At 67.7% G+C, this 23,930-nt stretch carries 25 protein-coding genes; 15 read left to right on the top strand and 10 right to left on the bottom strand.

The features are described 5' to 3' along the window. The first annotated feature begins 28 nt into the window (after window positions 1-28). The 3 genes from NFL01S_RS14275 (at window position 29) to NFL01S_RS14265 (ending at window position 3,348) form a co-directional block, all read left to right on the top strand. Complete coding sequence (locus NFL01S_RS14275) at window positions 29-1,030, top strand: phosphotransferase family protein (RefSeq protein WP_062975322.1); 1,002 nt, start codon at window positions 29-31, stop codon at window positions 1,028-1,030. Between the two features lie 8 nt (window positions 1,031-1,038). Further along, window positions 1,039-2,322 carry an acyl-CoA dehydrogenase family protein gene (locus NFL01S_RS14270; protein ID WP_062975319.1) on the top strand — a complete coding sequence of 428 codons (1,284 nt, stop codon included), beginning with the start codon at window positions 1,039-1,041 and terminating at the stop codon, window positions 2,320-2,322. Window positions 2,323-2,571: 249 nt separating this feature from the next. After that, on the top strand, window positions 2,572-3,348 hold the full coding sequence (locus NFL01S_RS14265) for a crotonase/enoyl-CoA hydratase family protein (RefSeq protein ID WP_062975316.1): 777 nt from the start codon (window positions 2,572-2,574) through the stop codon (window positions 3,346-3,348). A 250-nt stretch (window positions 3,349-3,598) separates the two neighbouring features. Here the strand turns inward: NFL01S_RS14265 and NFL01S_RS14260 are convergent, their stop codons facing one another. Continuing rightward, window positions 3,599-4,198 (bottom strand): TetR/AcrR family transcriptional regulator, encoded by a 600-nt coding sequence (locus NFL01S_RS14260; RefSeq protein ID WP_084492671.1) that lies wholly within the window; start codon window positions 4,196-4,198, stop codon window positions 3,599-3,601. A gap of 49 nt (window positions 4,199-4,247) precedes the next feature. Here NFL01S_RS14260 and NFL01S_RS14255 point away from each other — a divergent pair, with 49 nt between their 5' ends. Then, complete coding sequence (locus tag NFL01S_RS14255) at window positions 4,248-5,099, top strand: alpha/beta fold hydrolase (RefSeq protein WP_062975314.1); 852 nt, start codon at window positions 4,248-4,250, stop codon at window positions 5,097-5,099. A 45-nt stretch (window positions 5,100-5,144) separates the two neighbouring features. On the opposite strand, the gene NFL01S_RS14250 is transcribed toward NFL01S_RS14255, so the two are convergent. Beyond that, window positions 5,145-6,080, bottom strand: coding sequence for an LLM class flavin-dependent oxidoreductase (locus NFL01S_RS14250; protein ID WP_157116534.1), 936 nt, complete (start codon window positions 6,078-6,080; stop codon window positions 5,145-5,147). A gap of 284 nt (window positions 6,081-6,364) precedes the next feature. Further along, window positions 6,365-6,832: a YybH family protein gene (locus NFL01S_RS14245; protein ID WP_062975313.1), complete on the bottom strand. Its 468-nt coding sequence runs from the start codon at window positions 6,830-6,832 to the stop codon at window positions 6,365-6,367. Between the two features lie 258 nt (window positions 6,833-7,090). Here NFL01S_RS14245 and NFL01S_RS14240 point away from each other — a divergent pair, with 258 nt between their 5' ends. The 3 genes from NFL01S_RS14240 to NFL01S_RS14225 all read left to right on the top strand — a co-directional run bounded on the left by NFL01S_RS14240 (window position 7,091) and on the right by NFL01S_RS14225 (window position 9,674). Next, window positions 7,091-7,603, top strand: coding sequence for a hypothetical protein (locus NFL01S_RS14240; RefSeq protein ID WP_062975311.1), 513 nt, complete (start codon window positions 7,091-7,093; stop codon window positions 7,601-7,603). Between the two features lie 300 nt (window positions 7,604-7,903). Next, window positions 7,904-8,458 carry a copper chaperone PCu(A)C gene (locus NFL01S_RS14230; RefSeq protein ID WP_062975305.1) on the top strand — a complete coding sequence of 185 codons (555 nt, stop codon included), beginning with the start codon at window positions 7,904-7,906 and terminating at the stop codon, window positions 8,456-8,458. 22 nt (window positions 8,459-8,480) lie between these two features. Beyond that, a complete protein-coding gene (locus NFL01S_RS14225; RefSeq protein ID WP_245670689.1) occupies window positions 8,481-9,674 on the top strand; it encodes a Dyp-type peroxidase in 1,194 nt (397 codons plus the stop codon). Window positions 9,675-10,039: 365 nt separating this feature from the next. On the opposite strand, the gene NFL01S_RS14220 is transcribed toward NFL01S_RS14225, so the two are convergent. Further along, window positions 10,040-10,435 (bottom strand): helix-turn-helix domain-containing protein, encoded by a 396-nt coding sequence (locus NFL01S_RS14220; protein ID WP_062975301.1) that lies wholly within the window; start codon window positions 10,433-10,435, stop codon window positions 10,040-10,042. A gap of 303 nt (window positions 10,436-10,738) precedes the next feature. On the opposite strand from NFL01S_RS14220, the gene NFL01S_RS14215 reads away from it, so the two are divergent. The 4 genes from NFL01S_RS14215 (at window position 10,739) to NFL01S_RS14200 (ending at window position 14,600) form a co-directional block, all read left to right on the top strand. Continuing rightward, window positions 10,739-11,314 carry a TerD family protein gene (locus tag NFL01S_RS14215; protein WP_062975299.1) on the top strand — a complete coding sequence of 192 codons (576 nt, stop codon included), beginning with the start codon at window positions 10,739-10,741 and terminating at the stop codon, window positions 11,312-11,314. Between the two features lie 31 nt (window positions 11,315-11,345). Further along, window positions 11,346-12,023: a TerD family protein gene (locus NFL01S_RS14210; RefSeq protein ID WP_062975297.1), complete on the top strand. Its 678-nt coding sequence runs from the start codon at window positions 11,346-11,348 to the stop codon at window positions 12,021-12,023. 137 nt (window positions 12,024-12,160) lie between these two features. Then, the gene (locus NFL01S_RS14205; protein ID WP_062975295.1) at window positions 12,161-13,525 is read left to right on the top strand and encodes a hemolysin family protein; all 1,365 of its coding nucleotides are present in this window, start codon (window positions 12,161-12,163) and stop codon (window positions 13,523-13,525) included. Next, on the top strand, window positions 13,518-14,600 hold the full coding sequence (locus NFL01S_RS14200) for a hemolysin family protein (RefSeq protein ID WP_084492670.1): 1,083 nt from the start codon (window positions 13,518-13,520) through the stop codon (window positions 14,598-14,600). The genes NFL01S_RS14205 and NFL01S_RS14200 overlap by 8 nt, the downstream gene beginning before the upstream one ends. Before the next feature lie 33 nt (window positions 14,601-14,633). On the opposite strand, the gene NFL01S_RS35430 is transcribed toward NFL01S_RS14200, so the two are convergent. Together NFL01S_RS35430 and NFL01S_RS14190 are read right to left on the bottom strand one after the other, a co-directional pair. Further along, on the bottom strand, window positions 14,634-14,837 hold the full coding sequence (locus tag NFL01S_RS35430) for a hypothetical protein (RefSeq protein WP_174555685.1): 204 nt from the start codon (window positions 14,835-14,837) through the stop codon (window positions 14,634-14,636). Between the two features lie 85 nt (window positions 14,838-14,922). Then, the gene (locus tag NFL01S_RS14190; RefSeq protein WP_062975290.1) at window positions 14,923-15,372 is read right to left on the bottom strand and encodes a DUF7144 family membrane protein; all 450 of its coding nucleotides are present in this window, start codon (window positions 15,370-15,372) and stop codon (window positions 14,923-14,925) included. Between the two features lie 267 nt (window positions 15,373-15,639). On the opposite strand from NFL01S_RS14190, the gene NFL01S_RS14185 reads away from it, so the two are divergent. Together NFL01S_RS14185 and NFL01S_RS14180 are read left to right on the top strand one after the other, a co-directional pair. Further along, window positions 15,640-16,059, top strand: a complete 420-nt coding sequence (locus tag NFL01S_RS14185; RefSeq protein WP_062975288.1) for a YciI family protein — start codon at window positions 15,640-15,642, stop codon at window positions 16,057-16,059. A 12-nt stretch (window positions 16,060-16,071) separates the two neighbouring features. Further along, complete coding sequence (locus NFL01S_RS14180) at window positions 16,072-17,352, top strand: RNA polymerase sigma factor (protein WP_062975887.1); 1,281 nt, start codon at window positions 16,072-16,074, stop codon at window positions 17,350-17,352. Window positions 17,353-17,661: 309 nt separating this feature from the next. Here the strand turns inward: NFL01S_RS14180 and NFL01S_RS14175 are convergent, their stop codons facing one another. Then, a complete protein-coding gene (locus NFL01S_RS14175; RefSeq protein ID WP_062975285.1) occupies window positions 17,662-19,830 on the bottom strand; it encodes an elongation factor G-like protein EF-G2 in 2,169 nt (722 codons plus the stop codon). A gap of 263 nt (window positions 19,831-20,093) precedes the next feature. Here NFL01S_RS14175 and NFL01S_RS14170 point away from each other — a divergent pair, with 263 nt between their 5' ends. Both NFL01S_RS14170 and NFL01S_RS14165 read left to right on the top strand, forming a co-directional pair. After that, window positions 20,094-20,597, top strand: a complete 504-nt coding sequence (locus tag NFL01S_RS14170) for an MmpS family transport accessory protein (protein ID WP_062975284.1) — start codon at window positions 20,094-20,096, stop codon at window positions 20,595-20,597. Between the two features lie 69 nt (window positions 20,598-20,666). Further along, window positions 20,667-21,353 (top strand): DNA alkylation repair protein, encoded by a 687-nt coding sequence (locus tag NFL01S_RS14165; protein ID WP_062975282.1) that lies wholly within the window; start codon window positions 20,667-20,669, stop codon window positions 21,351-21,353. A 78-nt stretch (window positions 21,354-21,431) separates the two neighbouring features. On the opposite strand, the gene NFL01S_RS14160 is transcribed toward NFL01S_RS14165, so the two are convergent. The 3 genes from NFL01S_RS14160 to NFL01S_RS14150 form a co-directional block, all read right to left on the bottom strand. Continuing rightward, the gene (locus NFL01S_RS14160) at window positions 21,432-21,671 is read right to left on the bottom strand and encodes a hypothetical protein (RefSeq protein ID WP_062975280.1); all 240 of its coding nucleotides are present in this window, start codon (window positions 21,669-21,671) and stop codon (window positions 21,432-21,434) included. 53 nt (window positions 21,672-21,724) lie between these two features. After that, window positions 21,725-22,867 carry a nuclease-related domain-containing protein gene (locus NFL01S_RS14155; protein WP_168433907.1) on the bottom strand — a complete coding sequence of 381 codons (1,143 nt, stop codon included), beginning with the start codon at window positions 22,865-22,867 and terminating at the stop codon, window positions 21,725-21,727. A gap of 247 nt (window positions 22,868-23,114) precedes the next feature. Next, a complete protein-coding gene (locus NFL01S_RS14150) occupies window positions 23,115-23,837 on the bottom strand; it encodes a TetR/AcrR family transcriptional regulator (RefSeq protein WP_062975272.1) in 723 nt (240 codons plus the stop codon). Between the last annotated feature and the right edge of the window lie 93 nt (window positions 23,838-23,930).

Genomic DNA, 23,930 nt, shown 5'->3' with positions numbered 1-23,930 from the left:
GGCCTCGCGCGGAAGTCGTGGAGGCGGAATGAGTGCCGACCCCGCCCGTGGCCTTGCCGATTTCCTCACCGGAGAACTCGGTGACCAGGTCACCGTCTCCGATTTCCGATTCCTATCCGCCGGTGCGCGGCGGCGCAATATGGCCTTCACCGCTACCGTCGACGACACCCCACGCCGCCTGGTCGCGACAGTGGTGCCGCCGGCTGTCGAACTCATGCCCGTGGAGGCGGAAGCCGGTGTCCGGGAACTGGCACGCGCGCACGGCGTTCCCGTCCCGGCGGTCGTCGCGACCTGCACCGACACCTCCTACGTCGGGGAACCGTTCCTGATCTCCGAACATATCGACGGCGACACCGTGCCGCGCCGGGTACTGCGCACCCTCGCTGCCGCCGGGACCGCGGAGCGTACGGCGTACCAGTGGGGCGCGGCCATGGCCCGGCTGCACAGCATCGACCCGGCGCAGGCGCCGCAAGCCGTTCCGGCGGCGGGTCACGACCCCGCCGCCGAGCATCTCGCCGAGGTGGCTGCGGTAGTGGGCCGGCTCCTGGCCGGCCGGCCCGTTTTCTCGCTCGCTTTGCGCTGGCTGGAGAAGCGGCTGCCCGGCCCGCCGCCGCATCCCGCACTCGTGCACACCGATATGCGCAACGGCAACCTGATCGTCGGTGCGGACGGGTTGCGGGCCGTCCTCGACTGGGAGGGCACACAACGGTTCGGTGACCCGATGCGCGATGTGGCCTGGCCCGCACTGCGTATGTGGCGGTTCCGGGAGGACGCAAAGGAGTTCGGTGGTTTCGCCGACCGCGACACCTTCGTACGTGGGTACGAGGAATCGGGTGGCGCCTTCGATCCCGACCGCTACCGCTGGTGGAAGGTGATGGGCACCCTGTATTGGGGCACGGGCCTGGCCCAGCAGGCGGCCGCCCACTTGGACGGCACTGTACGCGATATCGTCATGGCCGCCAGCGGGCGCCGTGTCTCGGAGATCGAATGGGATCTGCTCATGCAGATCCGCCCCGCCGCGAAAGCTTAGGAGTCACCGTGGATTTCGAACTGCCCGCCGATCTACGCGCCTATCTGACCGAACTCGACGAGTTCATCGAACGCGAAATCGAACCTCTCGAACAGGCCGGCGACAATATCCGGTTCTTCGACCATCGCCGCGAGGACGCCCGCACCGATTGGGACCGCGGCGGCCTGCCGAGTGCCGAATGGGAGCAACTGCTCGCCGAATCCCGGCGCCGCGCCGACGCCGCCGGGCATTACCGCTACGCCTTCCCGAAGGAGTTCGGCGGCCGCGACGGCACCAATCTCGGTATGGCCGTGATCCGCGAGCATCTCGCGCACCGCGGACTGGGCCTGCACTGCGATCTGCAGAACGAGCACGCCATCGTCGCCAACAATATCGGGCTGTTGCTGATGCTGGAATACGGAACGCCTGCGCAGAAAGCGCAGTGGGTGGACGGTCTGGCGGCCGGTACCCGGTTCTTCGCCTTCGGTATCACCGAGCCCGAACACGGTTCCGACGCGACTCATATGGAGACCACCGCCGTCCGCGACGGTGACGACTGGGTGATCAACGGGACGAAGACCTGGAACACCGGCGTCCATATCGCCGACGCCGACCTCATCTTCGCCCGCACCTCCGGCAAGGCCGGAGAGGGCCGCGGGATCACCGCCTTCCTGGTACCCACCGACGCGCCGGGGTTCGCGGTCGAGGAATACCTGTGGACCTTCAATATGCCCACCGATCACGCTCGGGTCTCGCTCACCGACGTCCGGGTGCCGGATTCGGCGATCTTCGGGCAGGAGGGCCGCGGGCTGGCCGTGGTCCAGCATTTCTTCAACGAGAACCGCATCCGGCAGGCCGCGTCCAGCCTCGGCGCCGCGCAGTACTGCGTCGACCGGGCCGTGTCCTACGCCAACGAGCGCACACCGTTCGGAAAACCGCTGTCGTCCAATCAGGCCATCCAGTTCCAGCTGGTCGAACTGCACACCCAGTGTGAGATGCTGCGCGCCCTGGTGCACAAAACCGCCTGGTCGATGGATAAATACGGCACGTTCGCGGTGTCCGAGCAGGTCTCGATGTGCAACTACTGGGCCAACCGCCTCTGCTGTGAGGCCGCCGACCGGGCCATGCAGGTACACGGGGGTCTCGGCTACTCCCGCTACACGCCGTTCGAGCATATCTACCGCCACCACCGCCGCTACCGGATCACCGAGGGCGCCGAGGAGATCCAGATGCGCCGGGTAGCGGGATACCTGTTCGGATTCATGGACCGCGCCGTCGTGAAGGGGGTCGGCGGCGCGTCCGGGCAGGGGTAGTCGACGGCGACCACAGGCAACGCTGTCGCGTCGAACCGATCCGGCTGTCTCCGGCTCCGGCGGTCGCTGTCTGCGCCAGAGGAAGGTGGAGGTGTGCCGGTCTCCGGCCCGGTCGCTGCTGCCCGGCGGGGCGGTGATCCGGGTTCGGCGGCGGCCGGAGATTCCTGATCCGGCACAAGGACTCCGGTAGGAAGAAACGAAACGACTGCACCCTGCGTGCGAACCGACCCCTGGTAGCGAGGAGCGCTCATGACCGGTCCAGCAGTACGTGTCGAACGCGACGGCCCGGTTTTCACCGTGGTTCTGTCGCGCCCCGAGGCACGCAACGCGGTGGACGGCCCCACCGCTGCGGCCTTGTTCGAGGCGTTCACCGAGTTCGACAACGACGAGTCGGCGTCGGTGGCCGTGCTCTGGGGTGAGGGCGGAACCTTCTGCGCCGGTGCCGATCTCAAATCGGTGGGCACCGAGCGGGGCAACCGGCTTGCCGCCGGCGGGCCCGGTCCGATGGGACCGAGCCGGATGCGGCTCGGTAAACCCGTGATCGCCGCGGTCGCCGGGCACGCAGTGGCAGGCGGTCTGGAGTTGGCGATCTGGTGCGATCTGCGGGTCGCGGCCGAGGACGCGGTCTTCGGGGTGTTCTGCCGCCGCTGGGGCGTTCCGCTCATCGACGGCGGCACCGTGCGCCTGCCCCGGCTGATCGGGACCGGGCGGGCCATGGATCTGGTACTCACCGGACGCCCGGTCGGCGCGGCGGACGCATTGTCCATGGGGCTGGTGAACCGGGTGGTACCCGCCGGGGAGGAACGCGCGTCCGCCGAGGAACTGGCCGGCGAGATCGCCCGTTTCCCGCAGACCTGCGTTCGCCAGGACCGGCTCTCCTTGCTCGAACAGGAAGGGATGACCGAACGGGAAGCCCTGGCCAACGAATGGGAGCACGGGCTGACCTCGCTCACCGATGCCGCCGTCGGCGCCCGGCGCTTCGCCGACGGTGCGGGCCGTGGCGGGTCTTTCGACAGCCTGGGCTGACAGGGCGAGTCCACTGTGCCGGCTGCTCTGTCACCGGCCATCATGCGGGCGGAGTCGTCCGGGGCGGCATGCTCCACGCGGCGTGCTCCGCCGACACGTGGCGCCGGACTCGGTCGTTCGCCCACGTGTAGGCGAAGGCCGCGGGGTGCGCGAATATCGTCACCGAACGATGCCGAGAGAGGGTCGGCCGACGGCGATGAGCAGAGCGAGGGCAGAACGACGTCGCGAGTAGGTATTTCGCCCGAGTTGCTCATCCGCCGTGGATGGTGAGTTCGTGCAGTCGTGCACTCATTGCCCGGCCGGCGGCATGGAGTGGTTCGGTGGAGTGCAACGTGCGACTCAGGACGAATGCGCCCTCCAGCGCGGTGATGATGCCGAGGATGAGTTCGCGTGCGGTGTCCTCGGGGAGGCCGCGGCCGGCGAAGTACGCGGTCCCGCCCTCGATCCACGAGGTGATGATCTCCGCGGCCACCGCGCGCAGTTCTGGCTCGGCATCGGCGATTTCACCCGCAACCGTGCCCACCGGGCACATATTGATCCATCCGGTGTGCTCGATCTGTTCGGCAGCCGTGGCGAAGGCGGCAGGAAGTGCTTCCTGCAGATCGGCGTAGGGATCGAGCAGCAGCGGTATCAGTTGTCCGTAGGCCACGCCTGCGTCGCGCAGCGCCGCGGCCGCGAGTTCGGGTTTTCCACCGGGGAAGTGGTGGTAGAGCGATCCCATCGGAGCGTTCGCGGCCGCGCTGATCTGTTTGACGCTGGTACCGCTGTAACCGCGGGTGCGCAGGAGTTCGACGGTCGCGGTCACCAGTCGCTCGCGGGTTCCGGAGGTTGACATCTTCTCGGTCACCATTCCAGACTAGAGCAATCACTCTAGAGCGATCGCTCGGAAGGGGCCGATCATGCCGACAGTCGATATACCTGCAGGTCGGATGCATTATGTGGAACACGGCGACGGTCCGCCGGTGGTCTTGCTGCACGGTCTGCTGATGAACCACACCGTCTGGGACCGGATGATCGGCCTGCTACCGCCGGGATTCCGCTATCTCCGGCCCGACCTTCCGCTGGGAGCCCATTCGATCCCGCTGGAACCGGGTACCGACCTCAGCATGAAGGGCCTCAACCAGCTCGTCGCGGATTTCCTCGCCGCGCTCGACCTGCGCGATGTCGTCCTCGTCCACAGCGACTGGGGCGGGGCCCTGTTCCTCACCTCCTACGGTCTCGACGAACGCGTCGGCCGGCTCGTGGTCCTCCCGTGCGAGGCATTCGACAATTTCCCGCCCGGCCTCCCCGGAAAGCTCGCCACCGTTGCCGGCCGGGTACCCGGCGGCTTCATCCTGGCGTTGCGGCAACTGCGGATTCGGTGGTTACGGCGCACACCGCTGCTGTTCGGTTGGATGGCCCGCTACCCGATACCCGACGATCTGGTCCGCGGCTGGACCGAACCGGGCCTGCGTGACGCACGAATCCGCCGCGACCTGCTCGCCTACACACGGTCGGGTTTCCCCGCGCGCGAACTCATCGCACACACCGAGGAACTACGCCGTTTCCGCGGTGAGGCGCTCATCCTGTGGTCTTCGGCCGGCAAGGTGATGCCCCGTGAACACGGCCGGCGGCTGGCCGAACTGATCCCGGCGTCGCGCCTGGTCGAAATCCCGGACGCCTACGTGCTGTCCATGCTGGACCAGCCCGCGGCCGTCGCCGGGGCGATGTCGGAATTCCTGCTGACCCACCGAGCGCACAGCGCCGAGTGAGCCGCACCGGACTCGGGCGTCGCTGCCGGGCATCCCGCGGAACCCTCAGCCGGGCAGGTGTGGCATGACCTCTGCCGCGAACAACTCCATGGTTGCGGCCGCCTGTTTCGCCCCGGTCATGAAGATCACCGAATCGATTCCCTGGGCGGCGCGTTCGGCCAGCCGGTCCACCAGCATGGCCGGTGTGCCGACATAGCCTTCGTCGAGAGCGAACGCTTCGCCCCCGTAGTGCCGCTGCGCCCGGGCCTGGACCCTGGGGAGTTCCCGCTCGTTCTCGGCGATCGCCAATATCGCCTGGTGGGAACGCTGGATCGAGGCGGGGTCGCGATCGATACGGGCGCATTCGGCGTCCAGCAGTTCGGCCGACCGGCGGTAGTCACGCAGGCCGTAGGTGGGGACATTCCACACATCGGCATAGCGTGCAACCAGCGGCAATGTGTATTTCGGGCCCGTGCCCCCGATATGGATCGGCGGGCGCGGACGCTGGACCGGTCCGGGGATGTTGGCGATATCGGTGACCTGGTAGTGCTTGCCGTCGAACGAGGTTCGTTCGCGGGCGAACATCGAGGTGATGATTTCGAGCGCCTCGCCCAGTCGCTCGGCCCGTTCGCGTGCCGGTCCCCAGGGTAAACCGGCCTGTTGATGTTCGCCGGGAATCGAACCGCTGCCGAGCCCGAATTCGAGCCGGCCGCCGGAGATCACGTCCAGCGAGGTAGCCATCCGGCCGAGGACCGCCGGGTGCCGGAAGTTGTTGCACAACACCAGGGCGCCTACCCGCAATGTCGTGGTGCCGGCGAGCAGCGCGGTCGCCGCGGTCCACGCCTCCAGAGCGGGATGTTCGGGCAGCCCGGGCGACCACAGATGATCGAAGAGCCAGAAATTGGTGAACCCGGTGCGTTCGGCTGTTTTCGCGAGTTCCAGCAGGGGCTGGAACTCCGGAACCATCTGCGGTACATAGATCCCGAAATCTGGCACGCTCACGTTGCACCATTCTGCCGGTACGGGTTCGGCACACCCTTCGCACAACCCGGACACTCGAGTAACCCCGGCCCTCGGGGACGGCCTCGAGGGAGACCGATCGATACCTCCCGCCCGACCATACTGCCTCCACCGCCGATCGGGACGTGAATCCCGAAGTCGCGCCGATCGCGGTATCCCAGGGCGCCGTGAAACCGGGGCGTTGCCGACCGTTGCGGCCCGGACCGACCGGAAGGTGAGGCGCCGGACATACTTCGGCCGTGCCCGATGGTCGCCGCGGGAACGCCTCACGGCTCCAGGTCTACCGCGGCTCGGCCGTGCGCCATGTCGAGGGGCACCGAGACCTGGTCGTGTGCAATCAACCATGTGCCGTCGATCTTCTGCATGCCGTAGGTGACGCGGACCCACATGCCGTTCGTCGCCGTCCCGCTCTTCAGCATGCCGCCGAGACGCGCGAAGGCATACCCGAATGCCACGTCGCCCCCGACGGTTACGGTCAGGTCGCGTACCTCGTAGGTCACCTGCTCGAAGGTCTGGAACACCTGTGCCCAGTTCTCGAGCTTCGCGGCTGTCCCGACGTGCTGGAGCGGCGGTTCGATATCGAAGGACACGACATCTGTCGTGTATACCTCCTGTACGGCCGCGAGATCCCCGGCCCGGAGTCCTTCGATCAGTTTGCCGATCTGCCGCCGGATCGCGGTTTCGTCTGCTGCGGCACGGTCACTGGGTTCGGGGGAGTCGTTCGATGGCATCATTCCCGGTTCCTTATCTCGATGTGTGCCGGCGTCTCTCGGATCGCTACGGCTCTCACTCGTTCGACGTCATGGAGCCCGTGGATGTGCGGCCGGCCTTCCGCCGTACCTTCCGGCGAACGGTTTCGTCGACACTACCGACGGAGCCGGGAGACCCCGGGAGGTGATCACGAGTGACGGAGCGGGCAGCGGTGGTGGGTCGTGGCGCCGGGCCGCACCCTCGTTTCGACTACAGGTCGTAGTAGAGGCTAGGCTTCCGCTATGGCGTCGGATGTGAATCGCGTACTGCGTGGTGCATCCGTCGGCGCGCTGTCGGCTATTGTCACTGCCGCGGCGCACGGCGCCGGGGGTGGGGCGCGTCCTTCCGAAGCAGGTTGCCTGCTGCTCATCGTTGTATGCGCGGCCATCGGCCGGGCAGCCGCCTCGATGCCCGAGATATCGCGACCCCGTTTGATGGGGGCGCTCGCGGCCGCGCAGGCATTCGGTCATCTCGTACTGTCGGCGATGACCGCACATCCGCACAGTGGGACAGCCGACGGCCGCATGCTGTGGGCGCATCTGGTGGCGGTCGTTGCAGGGGCGTATCTGATCGGTGCCGCCGAGCGCGGTTCCCGGTGGGCGGTCTCCACACTCCGGCGCGTAGTTCCCGGCCCGGATCCCGTGCCCATCGACCGGCCGCTGGGGTTGCCGGTGACGGTCTATCGGGTCACCCGTACCCCGCGACTCGTCGACCTCTCCGGCACCGGCACTCGCGGTCCGCCGTTCGCGACCTGATCCGCCACGCCATCCGGTAGCAGAACAGCTACCGCGCAGTGGGTTGCTGTTCGCGGCCCGGCAGCATCATCGGCAGTTCGGCGACCGTGCGCTCGGTTCCCTTCTGTCCGTGTTCGACGCCGCGGGGCGGTAGGGCGGAACGATTTCCCTCGACGACAGGGCGAGGTGCCGACGAGGTCTCGTCCCCACCGGAGCTGCGCATCCCGCCTCGGGTTGTTCCGTCGCTCGATACCGGTGATCGCGTACCGCGAGCCGGGAACAGTGCATGCTCGCCGACTTCCGATCCGAAAGTGATCACAAATGCAAATATCGATTCGACGCGGCGCCTTCGTGGCGGCGCTGTCCTTCGCCGCCGTCCTCGCGGGGGCGTGTTCCAGCGACACTGCGGAATCCGCCGACCGTCAGGCCGATTCCGTAATCGTCCACGAACAGTGGGTGAAGGCCGCCGATTCCGGGATGACCTCGGCTTTCGCGGAATTCCGCAATTCCGCAGATACCGAAGTCCGGGTGGTTGCCGCGTCCTCACCGGCGGCCGGATGGTCCGAACTCCACGAAATCGCGCCGGGAGACAGTGGGGCACCGGTGATGCGACCGAAAGCCGGCGGTTTCGTCATTCCCGCCGGTGGCATCTACACACTGGCGGCCGGCGGAGACCACCTCATGCTCATGGATTTACTCGCCCCGCTCACCCCCGGTGCGGAAACGGAGATAACTCTCGAATTCGAGGACCGGTCCACCAAGACCTTCACCGCGCAGGTCCGCGATTTCGCCGGCGCCCAGGAGAATTACCAGCCGGGCGGCGGTGACCACGCCGGCGCCCCGGCTGCCCCTTCGGCCCCCGCGCACGGTGGGTGAACGGGACCCGCGGCGGCGAACGGTGACCCGGCGGCGGCTGCTCGGTTCGAGTGCCGCCGCCCTCGGCGCGGCAGGAGTCGGTGCGGGAATCTACGGTGTCGCCGAAGGTGGCGAGCGTGCGCAGGCCGCCACCGGAACCGATACCGTCGCCTGGGACGGCCCGCGCCAGGCCGGGATCGCGACCGCGCCGCCGCAGGCGCATGCGGTATTCGTGGGGCTCGACCTGTTGCCGAGGGTCGGCCCCGCCGAGCTGGTCGGCATCATGAAGGTGTGGACGGCCGATATCGCCCGGCTCACCCAGGGCCGGCCCGCGCTCGCCGATACCGAACCGGAACTGGCCGCCGCGCCGGCACGGCTCACCGTGACCGTCGGATTCGGCCCGGGTGTTTTCGCGGCGCTCGGCCGGCCGGAGGCCGCACCGCCATGGCTCGCGCCGCTGCCCGCCTTCGCGATCGATCGCCTCGATCCGGCCTACACCGGTGCGGACCTGGCGTTGCAGGTGTGCGCCGATGATCCGGTCACCGTCGCGCACGCGGTGCGGGTCCTGGTGAAGAACGTCAGGTCACTGCTCACCGTGCGGTGGACGCAGCGTGGGTTCCGCCGGGCTCGCGGTACCGAGCTCCCGGGCGCCACGATGCGCAATCTGATGGGTCAGGTGGACGGTACGGCCAACCCGGAACCCGGTACCGCGGATTTCGATTCGCTCGTGTGGGACGACGGTGCCGGCCGGCCGTGGATGCGGGAGGGGACTTCGATGGTGCTGCGCCGCATCCGGATCGAACTGGACACCTGGGACGAGCTGGACCGGCCCGGTCGTGAGCTCAGTGTGGGCCGCACCTTGACCACCGGGGCTCCGCTGACCGGCGGGCGTGAAACCGACGAACCCGATTTCACGGCGACCGACCGCAACGGCATACCGGTCATCCCGCCGAGTGCGCATATCGCCCGCGCCCGGCACACTCGTTCGGGTGAACGGATCTTCCGGCGCGTCTACAACTACGACGACCCGCCGGCTCCGGGGCAGGTATCGAACTCGGGTCTGCTGTTCGTCTCGTTCCAGCGCGATATCACCAGCCAGTTCCTGCCCATTCAGCGCCGCCTCGACGAATTCGATGCGCTCAACGAATGGACGACTCCCGTCGGGTCCGCGGTATTCGCGATCCCACCCGGGGCCGGCTCGGGGAGCTATATCGGCGAGGGGTTACTCGGTCGTTGATACAGCGGTGAGATGCCGGGTGCCCCCTTTGCCCACCGGTGGTTTCGTCCACGGCTCGGTGTGGACGGCCGTGGGGCACCCGGCCCGTGGTGACGGGACCGAGGTAGCTGAGGGTCAGCAGGATGCCGTCGAAGGCCAAGCGTCACCACCGCGTCGGTGCGGACCAGTAAGCCGCGGAGCGGTACGGCGGTCGTCAGCAAGGCGGCGGTGATGAGAAGCAGCTGGTCTGCGCCGATGGCGTGGAACAGTGATTCGCTCCGGTAGGCGATATCGCCCACCGGAGCGGGTCAGGGCGTCGAGGCTGTTGCCGCCGATGACTATGACCGCGCCGCCGTAGTGAGCGAGTCGCGCGTGTCGTCGCTGCCTCACATGATCGGGATATCGGGTGGTATCTGTAAGGCCACGGTGATCAGGGAGTGGACGCGAGCGCTGATCAGCGTCAGGAGGCCGTGGACCTCGGAGGGGGCGGTTTCGGCGACCGTGTGCAGGAGTTTCAGATCGTCGTCGAGCCGGGCCAGGGCATCGCTGATATCACCGGTCCCGGAAGTGAGAGCTGTGGTGATCTCCTCGAGCGACAGGCCTTGGGCTTCGAGTTGGCGGATCAGGTGGACGCGGACGATATCGGCGTCGTCGTAGAGCCGATAGCCGCCGGTGGTGCGGTCGGCGGGGGTCAGCAGGCCCAGGCTCGTGTAATAGTCGACCGTTCGCGGGCTGACCTCGGCACGTGTGGCGAATTCACCGATTCTCAGTAGGGACGACATCGGTCACCTCCCTTCCCGCCAACCATACAGTGCCGCGTGCTAGTGTGGGTTCTATGTCCACGAGTGGGACTCCACGACCTCACCGGTACGCAATGGCCGACCGGGTGTGTCAGCTGCACGCGTCGACGGTCTCCGCAGTGAACGGCCCTCGGGTCGCGAGTGCGGGCACCACATGACGGCCGACTCGGCGTGGTGGTCCGGCCGGCCGGCGGCGGATTGTTCGTCCGCGCGCCCGGTGGTCGCGGGCGGATTCCAGTAGATCGCAGGGCATTCCTCGACCGTACGAGACCAGGAGTAGCAGAAATGAGTGTCAGTCTCGCCAAAGGCGGCAATGTGTCGCTGTCCAAACAAGCGCCGAACCTGACCGCGGTCGCGGTCGGCCTGGGCTGGGACGTCCGCTCCACCACCGGTGCGGAATTCGACCTGGATGCCAGCGCCATCGCCACCGGCCCGGAACACAAGGTCGTCTCGGACCAGCATTTCGTGTTCTACAACAACCTGCGCTCGCCGGAGGGCAGCATCGAGCACACCGGCGACAACCTCACCGGTGAAGGTGAGGGCGACGACGAGGTGATCAACGTCGATCTGGCGGCCACCCCCGCAACGATCACCAATATCTTCTTCCCCGTATCGATCCACGACGCAGATGCGCGCCAGCAGTCGTTCGGGCAGGTACGCAATGCGTTCATCCGGGTTGTCGACCGTGGTACGGGCTCGGAGCTGGCCCGCTACGACCTGACCGAGGACGCCTCCACCGAAACCGCGATGGTGTTCGGTGAGCTCTACCGCCACGGTGCGGAGTGGAAGTTCCGCGCGATCGGCCAGGGCTACGCGTCGGGTCTGGCGGGGATCGCCCGCGACTACGGCGTGAATATTTGACGTCCCAGCCGAGAGGAAAAGCTCACACCTGATGGGCATCGACTACAACAAAAGACCCACACCGGTGGCGCAACCGACGCCCGCCGACCCGACCGTCGGCGTGCACAAACTGACGCTGACCAAGACCGAACGCAGCGTAAACCTCACCAAAGCCGGTGAACGTCAAGGTGTGATGCGGGTCAACCTGAACTGGAGCAACCCGCAACCGGCCAAAACCGGATTCTTCGCCAAACTCCTCGGGGGCGGCGGTATCGACCTGGATCTGGGCTGTCTCTACGAGCTCGCCGACGGCACCAAGGGAGTCGTCCAGGCGCTGGGCAACAGCTACGGCGAACTGCACACGCCGCCGTTCATCGCCCTGGATCGTGACGACCGCACCGGTGCCGTTGCCGGTGGCGAAAACCTGCACATCAACCTGGCCGACCCGGCCGCCTTCCGCCGGATCCTGGTGTTCGCCATGATCTACCGGGGCGCGGCCAACTGGGCGGCGGTCGACGGTGTCGTCACCATGTTCCCGACTTCCGGCCCGCAGATCGAGGTCCCGTTGGACTCTGCCGTCGACGGTGCCCAGATCTGCGCGGTCGCCATGCTCACCGATACCGGCAGCGGCCTGACCGTTGCGCGCGAAGTCGAATACATCTCCGGCAGTCAGGCCGATCTCGACCGCGCCTACCAGTGGGGAATGCGCTGGGCGGCAGGCCGCAAATAACATTCCCCGGCAGTACACCTTTTCCCGATCTTGTTCCTCGAACAAAGAGAGCTGATGAGACGCGCCAAGCGCAAATACCGACAACCCGGCTCGCCCAGTGACGAGCAGCCTCCCGGAACCCATCGGGAGGGGAGGTCGTGGTGACCGTGCTCAATATCGTGCTCGGCATCGCCGTGGTCCTGCTGATCACCGCGCTGACCGGGTACTTCGTCGCCCAGGAATTCGCGTATATGGCCGTGGATCGCTCCCGGCTCAAAGCCCGCGCCGCCGACGGTGACAAGGCCGCCGGCCGCGCGTTGCGCGTCACCCGCCGGACATCGTTCATGCTCTCCGGTGCCCAGCTGGGTATCACCGTCACCGGATTGCTGGTCGGTTACGTGGCCGAACCTCTCATCGGCCGCGGTCTCGGCGAATTACTCGGCGGTATCGGGATACCCACCGCGGTCGGCATCGGCGTCGGCGCGGTGCTGGCCATCGCGTTCTCGACCCTGGTGCAAATGTTGTTCGGCGAGCTGGTTCCCAAGAACCTGGCGATCGCCCGTCCGGAACCGGTGGCGCGCTGGCTGGCCGCGTCGACCACGGTATACCTGAAGGTATTCGGGTGGCTGATCAGGCTGTTCGATCAGTCGTCGAACCTGTTGCTGAAGGCGCTACGCATCGAGCCGGTGCACGATGTGGAGCATTCGGCCACCCCGCGCGATCTCGAACATATCGTCGCCGCCTCCCGCGACGCCGGGGAACTCCCGCCCGAGCTGTCCACGCTGCTCGACCGGATCCTGGACTTCCCGACCAGCACTGCCGAGCACGCCATGATCCCGCGCGCCCGAGTCGATACCGTGCACATCGACGACACCGTCGCCGATGTGCTGGCCCGGATGCGCACCGGGCACACCCGCTACCCGGTCGTCGGCACCTCCACCGACGATCTGCGCGGAGTGATCCATCTCCACGATCTGCTCGCCGGCGCAGCCGACGACACCGCGGGCGCCCGTCTGCGGCCCGCGATCCTGGTGCCCGAAACCCTGCCGCTGCCGGAAGTCGTGACCCGGCTGAGCACACACCGCGAGGAAATGGCACTCGTCGTCGACGAATACGGTGGTTTCGCCGGCATCGTCACCGTCGAGGACATTGCTGAGGAACTCGTCGGTGAGATCGCCGACGAACACGATCCGAGTACTGCCGGCGATATCGTCGCCGAGGGCGACGGCTGGCGGGTCGCCGGTGATGTGCACCTCGACGAAATCGAACGCCTGCTCGAGCTGAGCCTGCCTGCCGGTGACTACGAAACCATCGCCGGTCTGGTCATCGCCGTCTTCAACGGATTGCCCGATATCGGCGACCGGATCGATATCCCGCTGCCCCGGGACGGCGCCGATTTCCTCGACGACCAGCCCGCACCCCGCCGGAGTGTCACCGCGCAGGTGCGGGGTGTCGAGAACCATGTTCCTTCCTCGGTGTTCCTCACCGTGCGCACCGAATCGGAGGAGACCGGCGATGAGTAACCCCTGGGTCGTTATAGCCGTCACCGTCGGATTGATCGCCGCGAGCGCGTTTTTCGTCGCTGTCGAATTCGCGCTCATCGCCGCTCGCCGTCACCGCCTCGAAGACGCCGCACCCGACAGCCGCGCGGCCCGCGCCGCGCTGCGCAGCTCCTCGGAGTTGTCGGTGCTCCTGGCCGGATCCCAGCTCGGCATCACGGTATGCACCCTTGCCTTGGGGGCGACAACCAAACCCGCCGTGCACCACTGGCTCACCCCCGTGTTCGAGGATTTCGGCGCGCCCTTGTGGGCGGCCGATGTCGTCGGGTTCGTGCTCGCGCTGATCATCGTGACCTTCCTGCACCTCGTCGTCGGTGAGATGGCACCCAAATCCTGGGCCATTGCGCACCCGGAGAAATCGGCCACCCTTCTGGCCATCCCCATGCGGGCCTTCATGTGGCTCACCCGACCCCTGCTGACCGCGCTCAACCACGCGGCCAACTGGTGCCTGCGCAAGGCCGGGGTCAGCCCCGTCGACGAAGTCGAAACCGGGCAGGATCCGGCGGCGCTGCGCCACCTGGTCGAACACTCCGCCACCGCAGGCACCCTCGACGAGCGCTACCACGGCAACCTCACCAGCGCTCTCGAACTCGAACAGCTCACCGTCGCCGATATCGTGCGCTCGAACACCGTCCCCAGTGCGGTAGCACCCGACGCCGCGCCGGAGGCGATTCAGGCCACCTCACGCGAGACCGGGCATATGCGGTTGCTGGTCCGCGACCGCGCCCGGATCGAAGGTGTCCTGCACGTCCGCGACAGCCTGCAGGCCGGTGCCACCACCGCCCGGCAGCTGATGCGACCGGTGCTGAACCTGACGGCCGCTGTTCCGGTGTACGAGGCACTGCGCACCATGCGTGAAACCCGCAGCCACCTCGCCACCGTCACCGCCGCCGACACGGGCGAACTCATCGGGCTCATCACCATCACCGATGTCCTCCAGCGACTGCTACCCGCAGCTTCCACGGACAGGGCCGCACACGAGCGCGGCGGCACCGCACGGAGGCAGGCGGGACGCCTGTCGACAGGGGGACCGGCATGAATATCGGCGGACTCGACCCCTATTCCGGCGCGGTCACGGGGACGAGTCCCGGCGGCCTGGGAAAACGTGCCGCCGCCCCCCGAGAAGGACGCCCAGCCCCAGCAACGGCACCACATCGGGGATCAGTCCGCGCAGCAGCCGCGACAGCAGTGGTGCCGCCACCGCGGCGGTCGCGATCCAGAACAGCGAGACGATCGCCGACGGTTCCGGCTCCCCCGGCGCCGCCCATACCGTCATCCGATCATGGTCGCATCGTGGCGCCCGCACCTCCGGCGCCGACACGGCGAAGCGCTCGTGCTGCTCCGTGCCGGTCACCGGTGCGTCAGATACGCCGCGTGTCCCAGGTGGCGATCGCCCAGATGATCACGATATCCAGGGCGATGATCAGAATCGACCACAGCGGGTAGTAGGGCAGCCAGAGAAAGTTCACCACGATCGAGAGCGCGGCCAGGCCGATGGCGGTGACCCGAGCCCAGGTGGCACCGGTCATCAGGGCGAGCGCGGTGAGGATCAGCAGGATGCCGAAAACGATATGCACCCAGCCCCAACTGGAGAGATCGAGTTCGTAGACGTACTGGGGGCCGGAGACGAACACCTCGTCCTCGGCGACCGCGGAGATGCCTTGGAAAAGGGTGATGAATCCCGCGGTGAGCAACAGTGCGGCAGCGGCGATGGATGCGCCACCGGCCACCGCCTGTTTCACCGACTGTCCTTGTTCGGGCGCCGCGTGTGCCCCGGTTCTGGGGCTCTGCGCTGCGGGCTGGGTGGTCATAGTGCTCCCTTCGGGACGGGAGGGGCCAACACCGGACCTCGAGAACTGATCGCCGATGACGCCCTCATACGCCACACTTCGATTCCCTTGTTCTGAGGGTAGATTATGCCACTGGCCAGGTAGTTCGAACAGAACCGCGCGGTTTCGGTGCCGAGTCGCGATACTTCGGGAAAATATTTCCGGCAGTGTGTCGATCCGCGGGCTGCCCGTTCGACCTATGGGTGGAAGGGTTCGAACTCCGGCCCTACGACACAAGGGAGACCGACCATGAAATACATGCTGATCATGCGTGCGACCGACGAAGCCTTCGCGCAGATGGGGCAGATCGATTTCGGCCAGATGCTGGAGACGGTCGGCCGGTTCAACGACGAGCTCATCCGGGCGGGAGTGTTGCTCGCCGCGGAAGGCCTCGACGATGCCGCCGACGGGGTGGTCGTCGACTACTCGTCCGCGGACCCGGTGGTCACCGACGGCCCCTACGGCGAGACGAAAGAGCTTTTCAACGGCTTCTACATTCTCAATGTCGCCTCCAAGGAAGAGGCCGTGGAATGGGCCAAGCGGATGCCGATGACCGGGGCAGGGTTCAAAACCGAGATCCGCCGGGTCAGCACCATCGACGAATTCCCGCAGGACAATATCTGGATCCAGAAGGAACGGGCCTGGCGCGAAGCCACCGGTCAGCTCTGAGGAGTGCCGACGGTGGCCGGCCACGAGGGCCGGGAGGCAGTCGGGGCGGTCTGGCGGATCGAATCCGCGCGGATCGTCGGCGCCCTCGCCCGCTACACCGGTGATTTCACCCTCGCCGAAGATCTCGCCCAGGAGGCGCTCGCCGAAGCCCTCGTGTCCTGGCCGCGCGACGGGGTGCCGCGAAATCCGGCCGGCTGGCTGCTCACGGTGGGCAAACGGCGCGCCGTCGACGGTTTCCGCCGGCGCGCCGCTCTCGACAACCGCTATACCGCCCTCGCCCGCGATCTGGGCGAGGGCGGTATAGCCGCGGGCAGTGACGCGGCGTCGCGGCCGGTGGAGGAGCTGTGGGATCCGGATCGGATCGACGACGACGTACTGGCCCTGATGTTCATCTCCTGCCACCCGGTGCTGTCACCGGAAGCCCGGGTGGCGTTGACTCTGCGCGTTGTCGGCGGTCTCACCAGTGACGAGATAGCGCGCGCCTTCCTGGTGCCGACGGCCACCGTGCAGGCACGGATCACCCGGGCGAAGAAAACCCTCGCCGCGGCGCGTATTCCGTTCGGGGTACCGCCCGCCGCCGAACGGCCCGCGCGGCTGGTCTCGGTCCTGCGGGTGGTGTACGTGATCTTCACCGAGGGCTCGTCGGCGAGTTCGGGCACCGATCTGATCCGCGTCGACCTCGCCGCCGAAGCGCAACGCCTGGCCCGCGTACTGGCCCGGTTGGTCCCGGACGAACCGGAAGCCCAGAGCCTGCTCGCGCTCCTGGAACTCACCGCGGCGCGTTTCCCCGCCCGCACCGGTCCCGACGGTGCGCCGGTACTGCTGGAGCACCAGGACCGGCGTCGCTGGGACCGCAGCGCCATCCGCCGCGGCCGGGCCGCCCTGGCCCGCGCCGGAAAAGCCGGGCGTGGACTGGGGATCTACGGTGTGCAGGCCGCGATCGCGGAATGTCATGCCGTGGCGCCGTCGGTCCCGGAAACCGATTGGGAGCGGATCGTTGTGCTCTACGAGGCGCTGGGCCGGCTGGCACCGTCGCCGGTCGTCGAGGTGAACCGGGCGGTGGCGGTATCGATGGCCCACGGGCCGGCCGCTGCCCTGAAGATCGTCGACGAACTCGTGGCTGCCGACGCGCTGCCGAACTCACATCTGCTGCCGAGCGTCCGCGGTGAACTGCTCATCCGCCTCGGCCGCCCGGCGGAAGCGCGTACCGAGCTGGAACGGGCGGTGGCCCGCTGCGGTAACGAACGCGAACGCGCGGTACTCGAAGACAAGATCCGGCGCCTCGAATCCTGACCCTGGTGAGTCGAGTATGCCGCGTAGCCCGGCACGCAGTAGGTGCAGCCGCCCTCGTCACCCGGAGCCCTGGAAGGGCCCCGGCTGAACGCCGCCTCGGCGACGCTCGTAATCGCGCTGTACGGGAGCCGGTCGATTCGCACAGTCAGCGGTGGCAGCCGCCGGGAGATCGTCGAGCAGAGTGCAGTTGTCCCGCGCCTGCCCGTTGACTCACCGGCCGACTGCGCTGCATGAGCATCTCAGACCTCGACGGCCCACCGCGCCACCGGTTCGAGCCCGGCCGGTTCCCGCTTGGTCGCTGCTTCCCCTTCAGCCGGATCCCACCGGCGCTCCGGCGCGGGCCTTGTCCGCAAGTTGGGCGGGTAAGCGGTCGTGCCGCAGGTACTCCCGAGTGAAGTGGGCGATGCCGTGGGTGAGTGAACGAAGGTCGACCGCATAGCGGGCGAGTTCGGACTCCGGTACCTCCGCGCGGATCAGCGTTCGCCCCGGCTCGGCCGGTTCGGTACCCAGGATGCGGGCGCGGCGGACGGACAGATCGCTCAGCGCCGCACCGAGATGCTCGTCGGGAACGCGGACATCCACCTGTGCGATGGGTTCGAGCAGGTCGATCCTGCCCTGGGCGGCCGCATCACGCAGCGCCAGCGCCCCGGCGGTCTGGAACGCCGCATCGGAAGAGTCGACCGAATGCGCCTTACCGTCGACCAAGGTGACGCGCACATCGACCAGCGGATATCCGGCGGTCACACCCCGCGCCGCCTGCGCCCGCACCCCCTTCTCCACCGAACCGATGAACTGCCGCGGTACCGCCCCGCCGATCACCTTGTCCACGAACTCGATCCCCGACCCTTCCGGTGCCGGCTCCACTTCGATATCGCAGACCGCGTATTGTCCGTGCCCGCCGGATTGTTTGACATGGCGCCCGCGCCCGGTGGCCTTGCCCGCGAACGTCTCCCGCAGCGCGACCCGGTACTCCTCGATATCCACCGAGACCCCGAACCGGCTGCGCAACCGTTCCAGTGCGACGTCGCGCTGCGCTTCGCCGAGGGACCACAGCACCAGCTGTCCGGTGCGTTCGTTGTTCTCCACCCGCAGCGCCGGGTCCTCCGCAACCAGCCGGGCCAGGCTCTGCGAGAGCTTGTCCTCGTCGGCTTTGCTGTGCGCGCGGACGGCCGTGGGCAGGAGCGGATCCGGCATCCGCCACGGTTCGATCAGCAGGGGCGCACCGGTGCCCGAGAGGGTATCGCCGGTTTCGGCGTGACCGAGTTTGGACACGTAGGCGATATCCCCGGCGACGGCTTCGTCGAGCGGGCGCTGGTCCCGCCCGAACGGTGCGGTCACGCCGCCGACGCGTTCCTCGGCGTCGTGGTCGGCGACCGGGCCGTGCCCGCAGATATGCACGGTATCGTCGGCGTGCAAGGTTCCGGAGAACACCCGGACCAGGGATATCCGGCCGACGTACGGTTCGGAGGAGGTACGGATGACCTCGGCCGCCAGCTCCGCGCCCGGATCGCAGCGCAACGCGACCGGTTTCGACCCGTCCGCCAAGTGAACGGCCGACACCGGATGCTCGCTCGGGGTGGGAAAACCCGCGGTCACCAGGTCGAGCAGTTCGACGGTGCCCAGGCCCTGCCGGCCCTCGCCCGCGGCCGGGGCCGCGAACAACACCGGGTGGAAACTGCCGCGCGCCACCGCGCGTTCGAGATCGCCGACCAAGGTGCTGAGTTCCACGGCCTCCCCGGCGAGGTAGCGGTCCATGAGGGTTTCGTCCTCGCTTTCGGCGATGATGCCCTCGATCAGCCGCTCCCGGGCGTGTTCGACGATCGCCATATCGTCCGGCGAATCCGGGACCCATCGTCGTTCACCGGTCGAATAATCGGCCACCCGCTGTTCCAGCAGTTCCACCAGCCCGGTGGCCGGCCGGTGCCCGTCCGCGGCGGCGGGACCGTACACCGGGAGATGTAACGGCAGGACGTTCTCGGTCGAACTTCCGCCGAGCAGCGCCTGGCAGGTCTGTGTCATCTCGTCGAAATCGGCGCGTGCCGTATCCAGGTGCGTCAGCACGATGGCCCGCGGCATCCCGACGCTCGCGCATTCCTCCCACAGCGCCCGCGACACCCCGCCGACCCCCTCGACGCCGTCGGCGGCCGACACCACGAAAAGAGCGGCGTCGGCGGCTCGCAGACCGGCGCGGAGTTCTCCCACGAAATCCGCGTACCCCGGCGTATCGATGAGGTTCACCTTCACCCCGCCCCATCGCACCGGTACCACCGACAGCTGCACCGAGCGATGCCGCCGCTGCTCGATCTCGTCGTAATCCGACAGCGAGGTGCCGTCTTCGACGCGCCCTGCCCGGTTCACCGCCCCGGACGCCAGCGCCAACGCGTCGACCAGGGTCGTTTTTCCGGCTCCACTACCCCCGACCAGCACCACATTCCGGATATCCACCGGCCGTGGCGCCCCGTTCGCTCTGTCCACCATGACTCACCGTCCTCGGGAATCGGCACGCGGTTGTCTATGAGCTTCCCATCCGGACGCGCACAGGTCCACGGCCCGGCCGCACCCGATGGGCCGCGATCGATCGGTGGTCTTCGCCCGGGAGCGCGGTCCGCCGAACCGATGACCGATCCGGCCCGGGCACCGTTATGGCTATGAACTGGATAAATAGCGGTGTAACATCACGGAATGAAAATGTGATCTACCTCCTAATGGCGCCTGGTGGCGCCCCGAGCAGAGGAGGCACATTGTCCTACCCTTCCGGCGATCAGCCGCAGTATTCCGGTGAGCCGCAGGGATATCGGCAGGAGCACCCGCCCGCCGGTATGCCTTCGCCGGAATACCGTCCGTCTCAGCAGAAGGCGAGATGGCCGTGGATCGCCGGAGGGTTCGCATTGATGGTCGTCCTCCTGGTCACCGCCGGATTCGCAGTTTTCGGGAACGAGGCAGACGAGCGCGCCGGTAGCGAGATCACCGTGACCTACGAGGTCCGGGGCACCGGCTCCGAGGCCGCGGTCACCTACCTGGGCCAGGATCAGGGTATGGCACAGGAAACGGGGGTCTCGCTACCCTGGAGCAAAGTCGTACCCGTCCGCAGCTGGGACCGGATCGTGTCCATGACCGCCGCCAACGGTCCCGCAGGCGGTGATATCACCTGCCGCATCCTGATCGGTGGCCGGGTGATGACCGAACAGACCTCCAGCGGTCCCTACGCTTCGGCGAGTTGTTCGGGTGATGCCGGGGAACGGTAGCGACCGCGGGCCGCCGGCCCGCGACCTCGTCGTAGGCTGAGTCGCAGACATTCGGGATAGGAGGTCGAGGTGTCCCAGGCGGCGACGAACCCGGCAACCGTGACCGAGGTGCTGGCCGAACTGGCCGCGCTCGAAGATCCGAAGATCCGCGCGGTGAACGAGAAACGCGGCGACGACCACGGGGTCAACCTCACCAAGCTGCGCGCGCTCGCGAAACAGCTGAAAACCCAGCAGGACCTCGCCCTGGAACTCTGGAACACCGGGGACGGCGCGGCGCGACTGCTGGCGCTGCTGATCTGCCGCCCGAAGGTATTCGACCGTACCGAACTGGACACCATGTTGCGCCAGGGCACCACTCCGAAGGTCCAGGACTGGCTGGTCAACTACGTGGTGAAGAAAAATCCGCACGCGGAGGAACTCCGGGTGGCCTGGTTCGCCGACCCCGACCCGGTGGTGGCGAGCGCAGGCTGGGCCCTGACCACCGAACGGGTGGCGAAGAAACCCGAGGGCCTCGACCTGCCCGGCCTGCTGAACGCCATCGAGTCGGAGATGAAGGCTGCCCCGGACCGCCTGCAGTGGGCGATGAACAACTGCCTGGCCCAGATCGGAATCGACCATGCCGAGTACCGCGCCCGCGCCCTCGAGATCGGCGAACGCCTGGAGGTCCTGAAGGACTATCCGACGCCCCCGAACTGCACATCGCCGTTCGCGCCGATCTGGATCACCGAAATCGTGCGCCGGAAAGAAGGCAAATGAGCGCAGGCGGTGGACGCATGGTTTCGAGCGCGGGTGGTTGCCGGTAGGTCGCTTGGCCGCTGATGATGCCGGCCGGGATCAGGCCGCAGATGTGGCGGAGGCGCCGAGGGTGACCGGTTGGCTGCGCAGGCCCCGCAGAACAGGGCTTGCGATGCGCCGAGGTGCTCCTGCCGGTGCCGATGCGGGTATTCGGCGGGCAATTTCCTCGATGGCCGCGGTGGCTTCCATGACCCGCAACAGTACTTGCGCCGGCCCGTCGAAACGTAGCGTCCCGGCGACCACGGCGGCGGCCAGCTCCGGTTCTTCGCGCAGCCGCACCGGGTCTGTTCGAGTCGGGCTGCCGCGCCCCAGGCGAGATGGGTGTGGAGAGGTCAGCAGTTCGGCTGGAACGGGAAACAGGCGGTCGGCGGCGAAGGGGTTTTCGTCTCCGGCGCGAGCCGCGGTGGAGGTGGCGCGGTGGTCTGCTCGGTAACCGCGCCGTTCTGGTGGTGACCGGTGGTCTCCCGCGGTTCGGTGCGGCCGTTGCCGAGCTGGGCCACCAGCCAGATTCCGGCGGCCAGGACGCCGATCGCCGCGAAGGCCGCGGCGGTTTGGGCACGGCGGCGACGGCGGTCGTGGACAGCTTCGGGGGCGAGGGGCGGTGATGCTGCCGGAGCCGGCGGGGCCGGGCTCGGTTCGGCGGGTTCCGGTACCGGGCTCTCGTGCTGGGGTGGTGGCGGAGGTTGCGCAGGGGCCGGACTTGGGGTCTCCGGACGGGAAACCGGCGGCGGGAGTGGGGGTCGGGAAATCGGTGGCGGGGTGGGAATTCCGGGTTTCGGCGGTGCTGCGCCCGGTGGTGTGGTGATCGGCGCTGCCGGTTCTGAAAGGGGCGTACTGAGCGGTGCTGCCGGTTGCAGGGGCGCTTCCATCGGAAACCCTTCCGCGGCCAGCTCGGCGACGCTGGTACTGTCGCCGTGCTCCAACGCCTCCAGCAGGGCGTATGCCTGTTCCGCGGTCCATACGACAGCGGCGCGGTGATGGGCGCGATGGAACCAGGCGCGCAGCGGGTTCTGGGTATTGCACAGCAATACATCGCAGCCTTGCGGCGCCGACCTCTTGTCGAGTCGCAGATTCGATCCGCGCGGCGGGACCACGATCACCAGACCGGTGACGAACGCGGGCCCGCCGGCCCGCGCGGCCGCGTTCTTCACCTTGAAAACGCCGTCCCGGACCTGGTCGTAGGGGGTGGTGTCGTTCTGGCGCACGCCGACCGGGTCACCGTCGAACCCCGAGACTTTCCATCGGCTGTTGGTGGTGCAATGCAGGACACCGCTGGTGACCCCCGGATTCAATCCCTTGATCTCGCAGACGACGGTGGTGTGCGGGGTGACGATCACCAGATCGACTTCCTGCCCGGAAACGAAACAGTTCGCGATCGCCACACCGGGAACCCGGTAATCGTCCTGCCATTTCCGCAGCCAGGACACGACCCGCTTCTCCGCCCCGGACCTGAGCTTGTCGGCGATGACGAGCATCGAGCCCACCCCTCCCTTCGCTGGTGATGTCGCCACCATAGCCGTAACGGCCTTCTCGCTTCGAGAACGGTTGTGGGAGAAGCCTTTCCTGGATGATCCGTTGGCGTACTCGATCCAGTGTCCAGGAACGCCATCGGGGGAGGTGGTCGGGCATGGACGCCGATTCCCGCCCGCGGTCCCCTCCTGGCGACGGGTACGTCCACATGCGGCCGTTTCCGGGGGCCGGTATATCTGCCGCCGACCGGAATCAGCCGGTCTCGCGTCCAGCCGGAGTGATCAGGCGTTCGATCGTATGGGTCACCTCGGTGACCATGTGTTCGAAGAGGATGTCGGCCTCGAATCCGGTATCCGCGGCCGCGCGCCGCAGCAGGGGGAGTTCGAGGTCGCTGTGATGGTCGAGCCAGGCCTGGGGGGCCGGATATTGCTCGTGCACCGGCGCGCCTGCGTCCGCCCGGTGATCGACCAGCAGTACGAAACCGTAGATCCTGATCATCACATCCGCGTGCACGAGCAGGGCATCGTCGAGTCCGACCCCGATATCGGTCAGGAACTGCAGGAACCCCTCCGGGGCGGTGAGCCGCCGGGCGGGCACGCGTGTATCGCCGATCTGCTCGTCCAGTGAAACCAGCAGCGCGCGGGGATGGCGGCGCGCGATGCTGCGATGCAGCCGGAGGAATTCCCGCAGGCTCACCTGCCAGGTCGCCGGGTCGAGTTCGGGGTCGGGCCATTGCGACAGCCACAGCTGGACGGCCCGGTCCACGACCTCTGCCCGGTCCTGGACGTGCCGGTACAGCGCCCGCACGGTGACACCGAGGTGACCGGCGAGATCCTGCATCGTCACCGCTCGGAATCCGCGGCGGCCGGCCAGCTCGAGCATGGTGGCGGCAATGGAATCGGCAGTCAGTGTTGCGCGTCCGGCGCGGGTGCGCGGGCTGCGGCGCCGACGGCCCGGTGGGAGCGGTTCGGACATCGGCCGGACACTACCCGCATCCATTGACGTTCACAACCTGTTGACATCAAGAAGTGTGGCTCGGACACTGAAGTGCCGCCGCCTGTGGTGGTG

Origin of the sequence: Nocardia flavorosea NBRC 108225 (assembly GCF_001613385.1) — a bacterium.
In the GTDB taxonomy this organism is placed as follows: Bacteria; Actinomycetota; Actinomycetes; order Mycobacteriales; family Mycobacteriaceae; genus Nocardia; species Nocardia flavorosea.
This window is presented reverse-complemented; position numbering and strand designations above follow the sequence as displayed.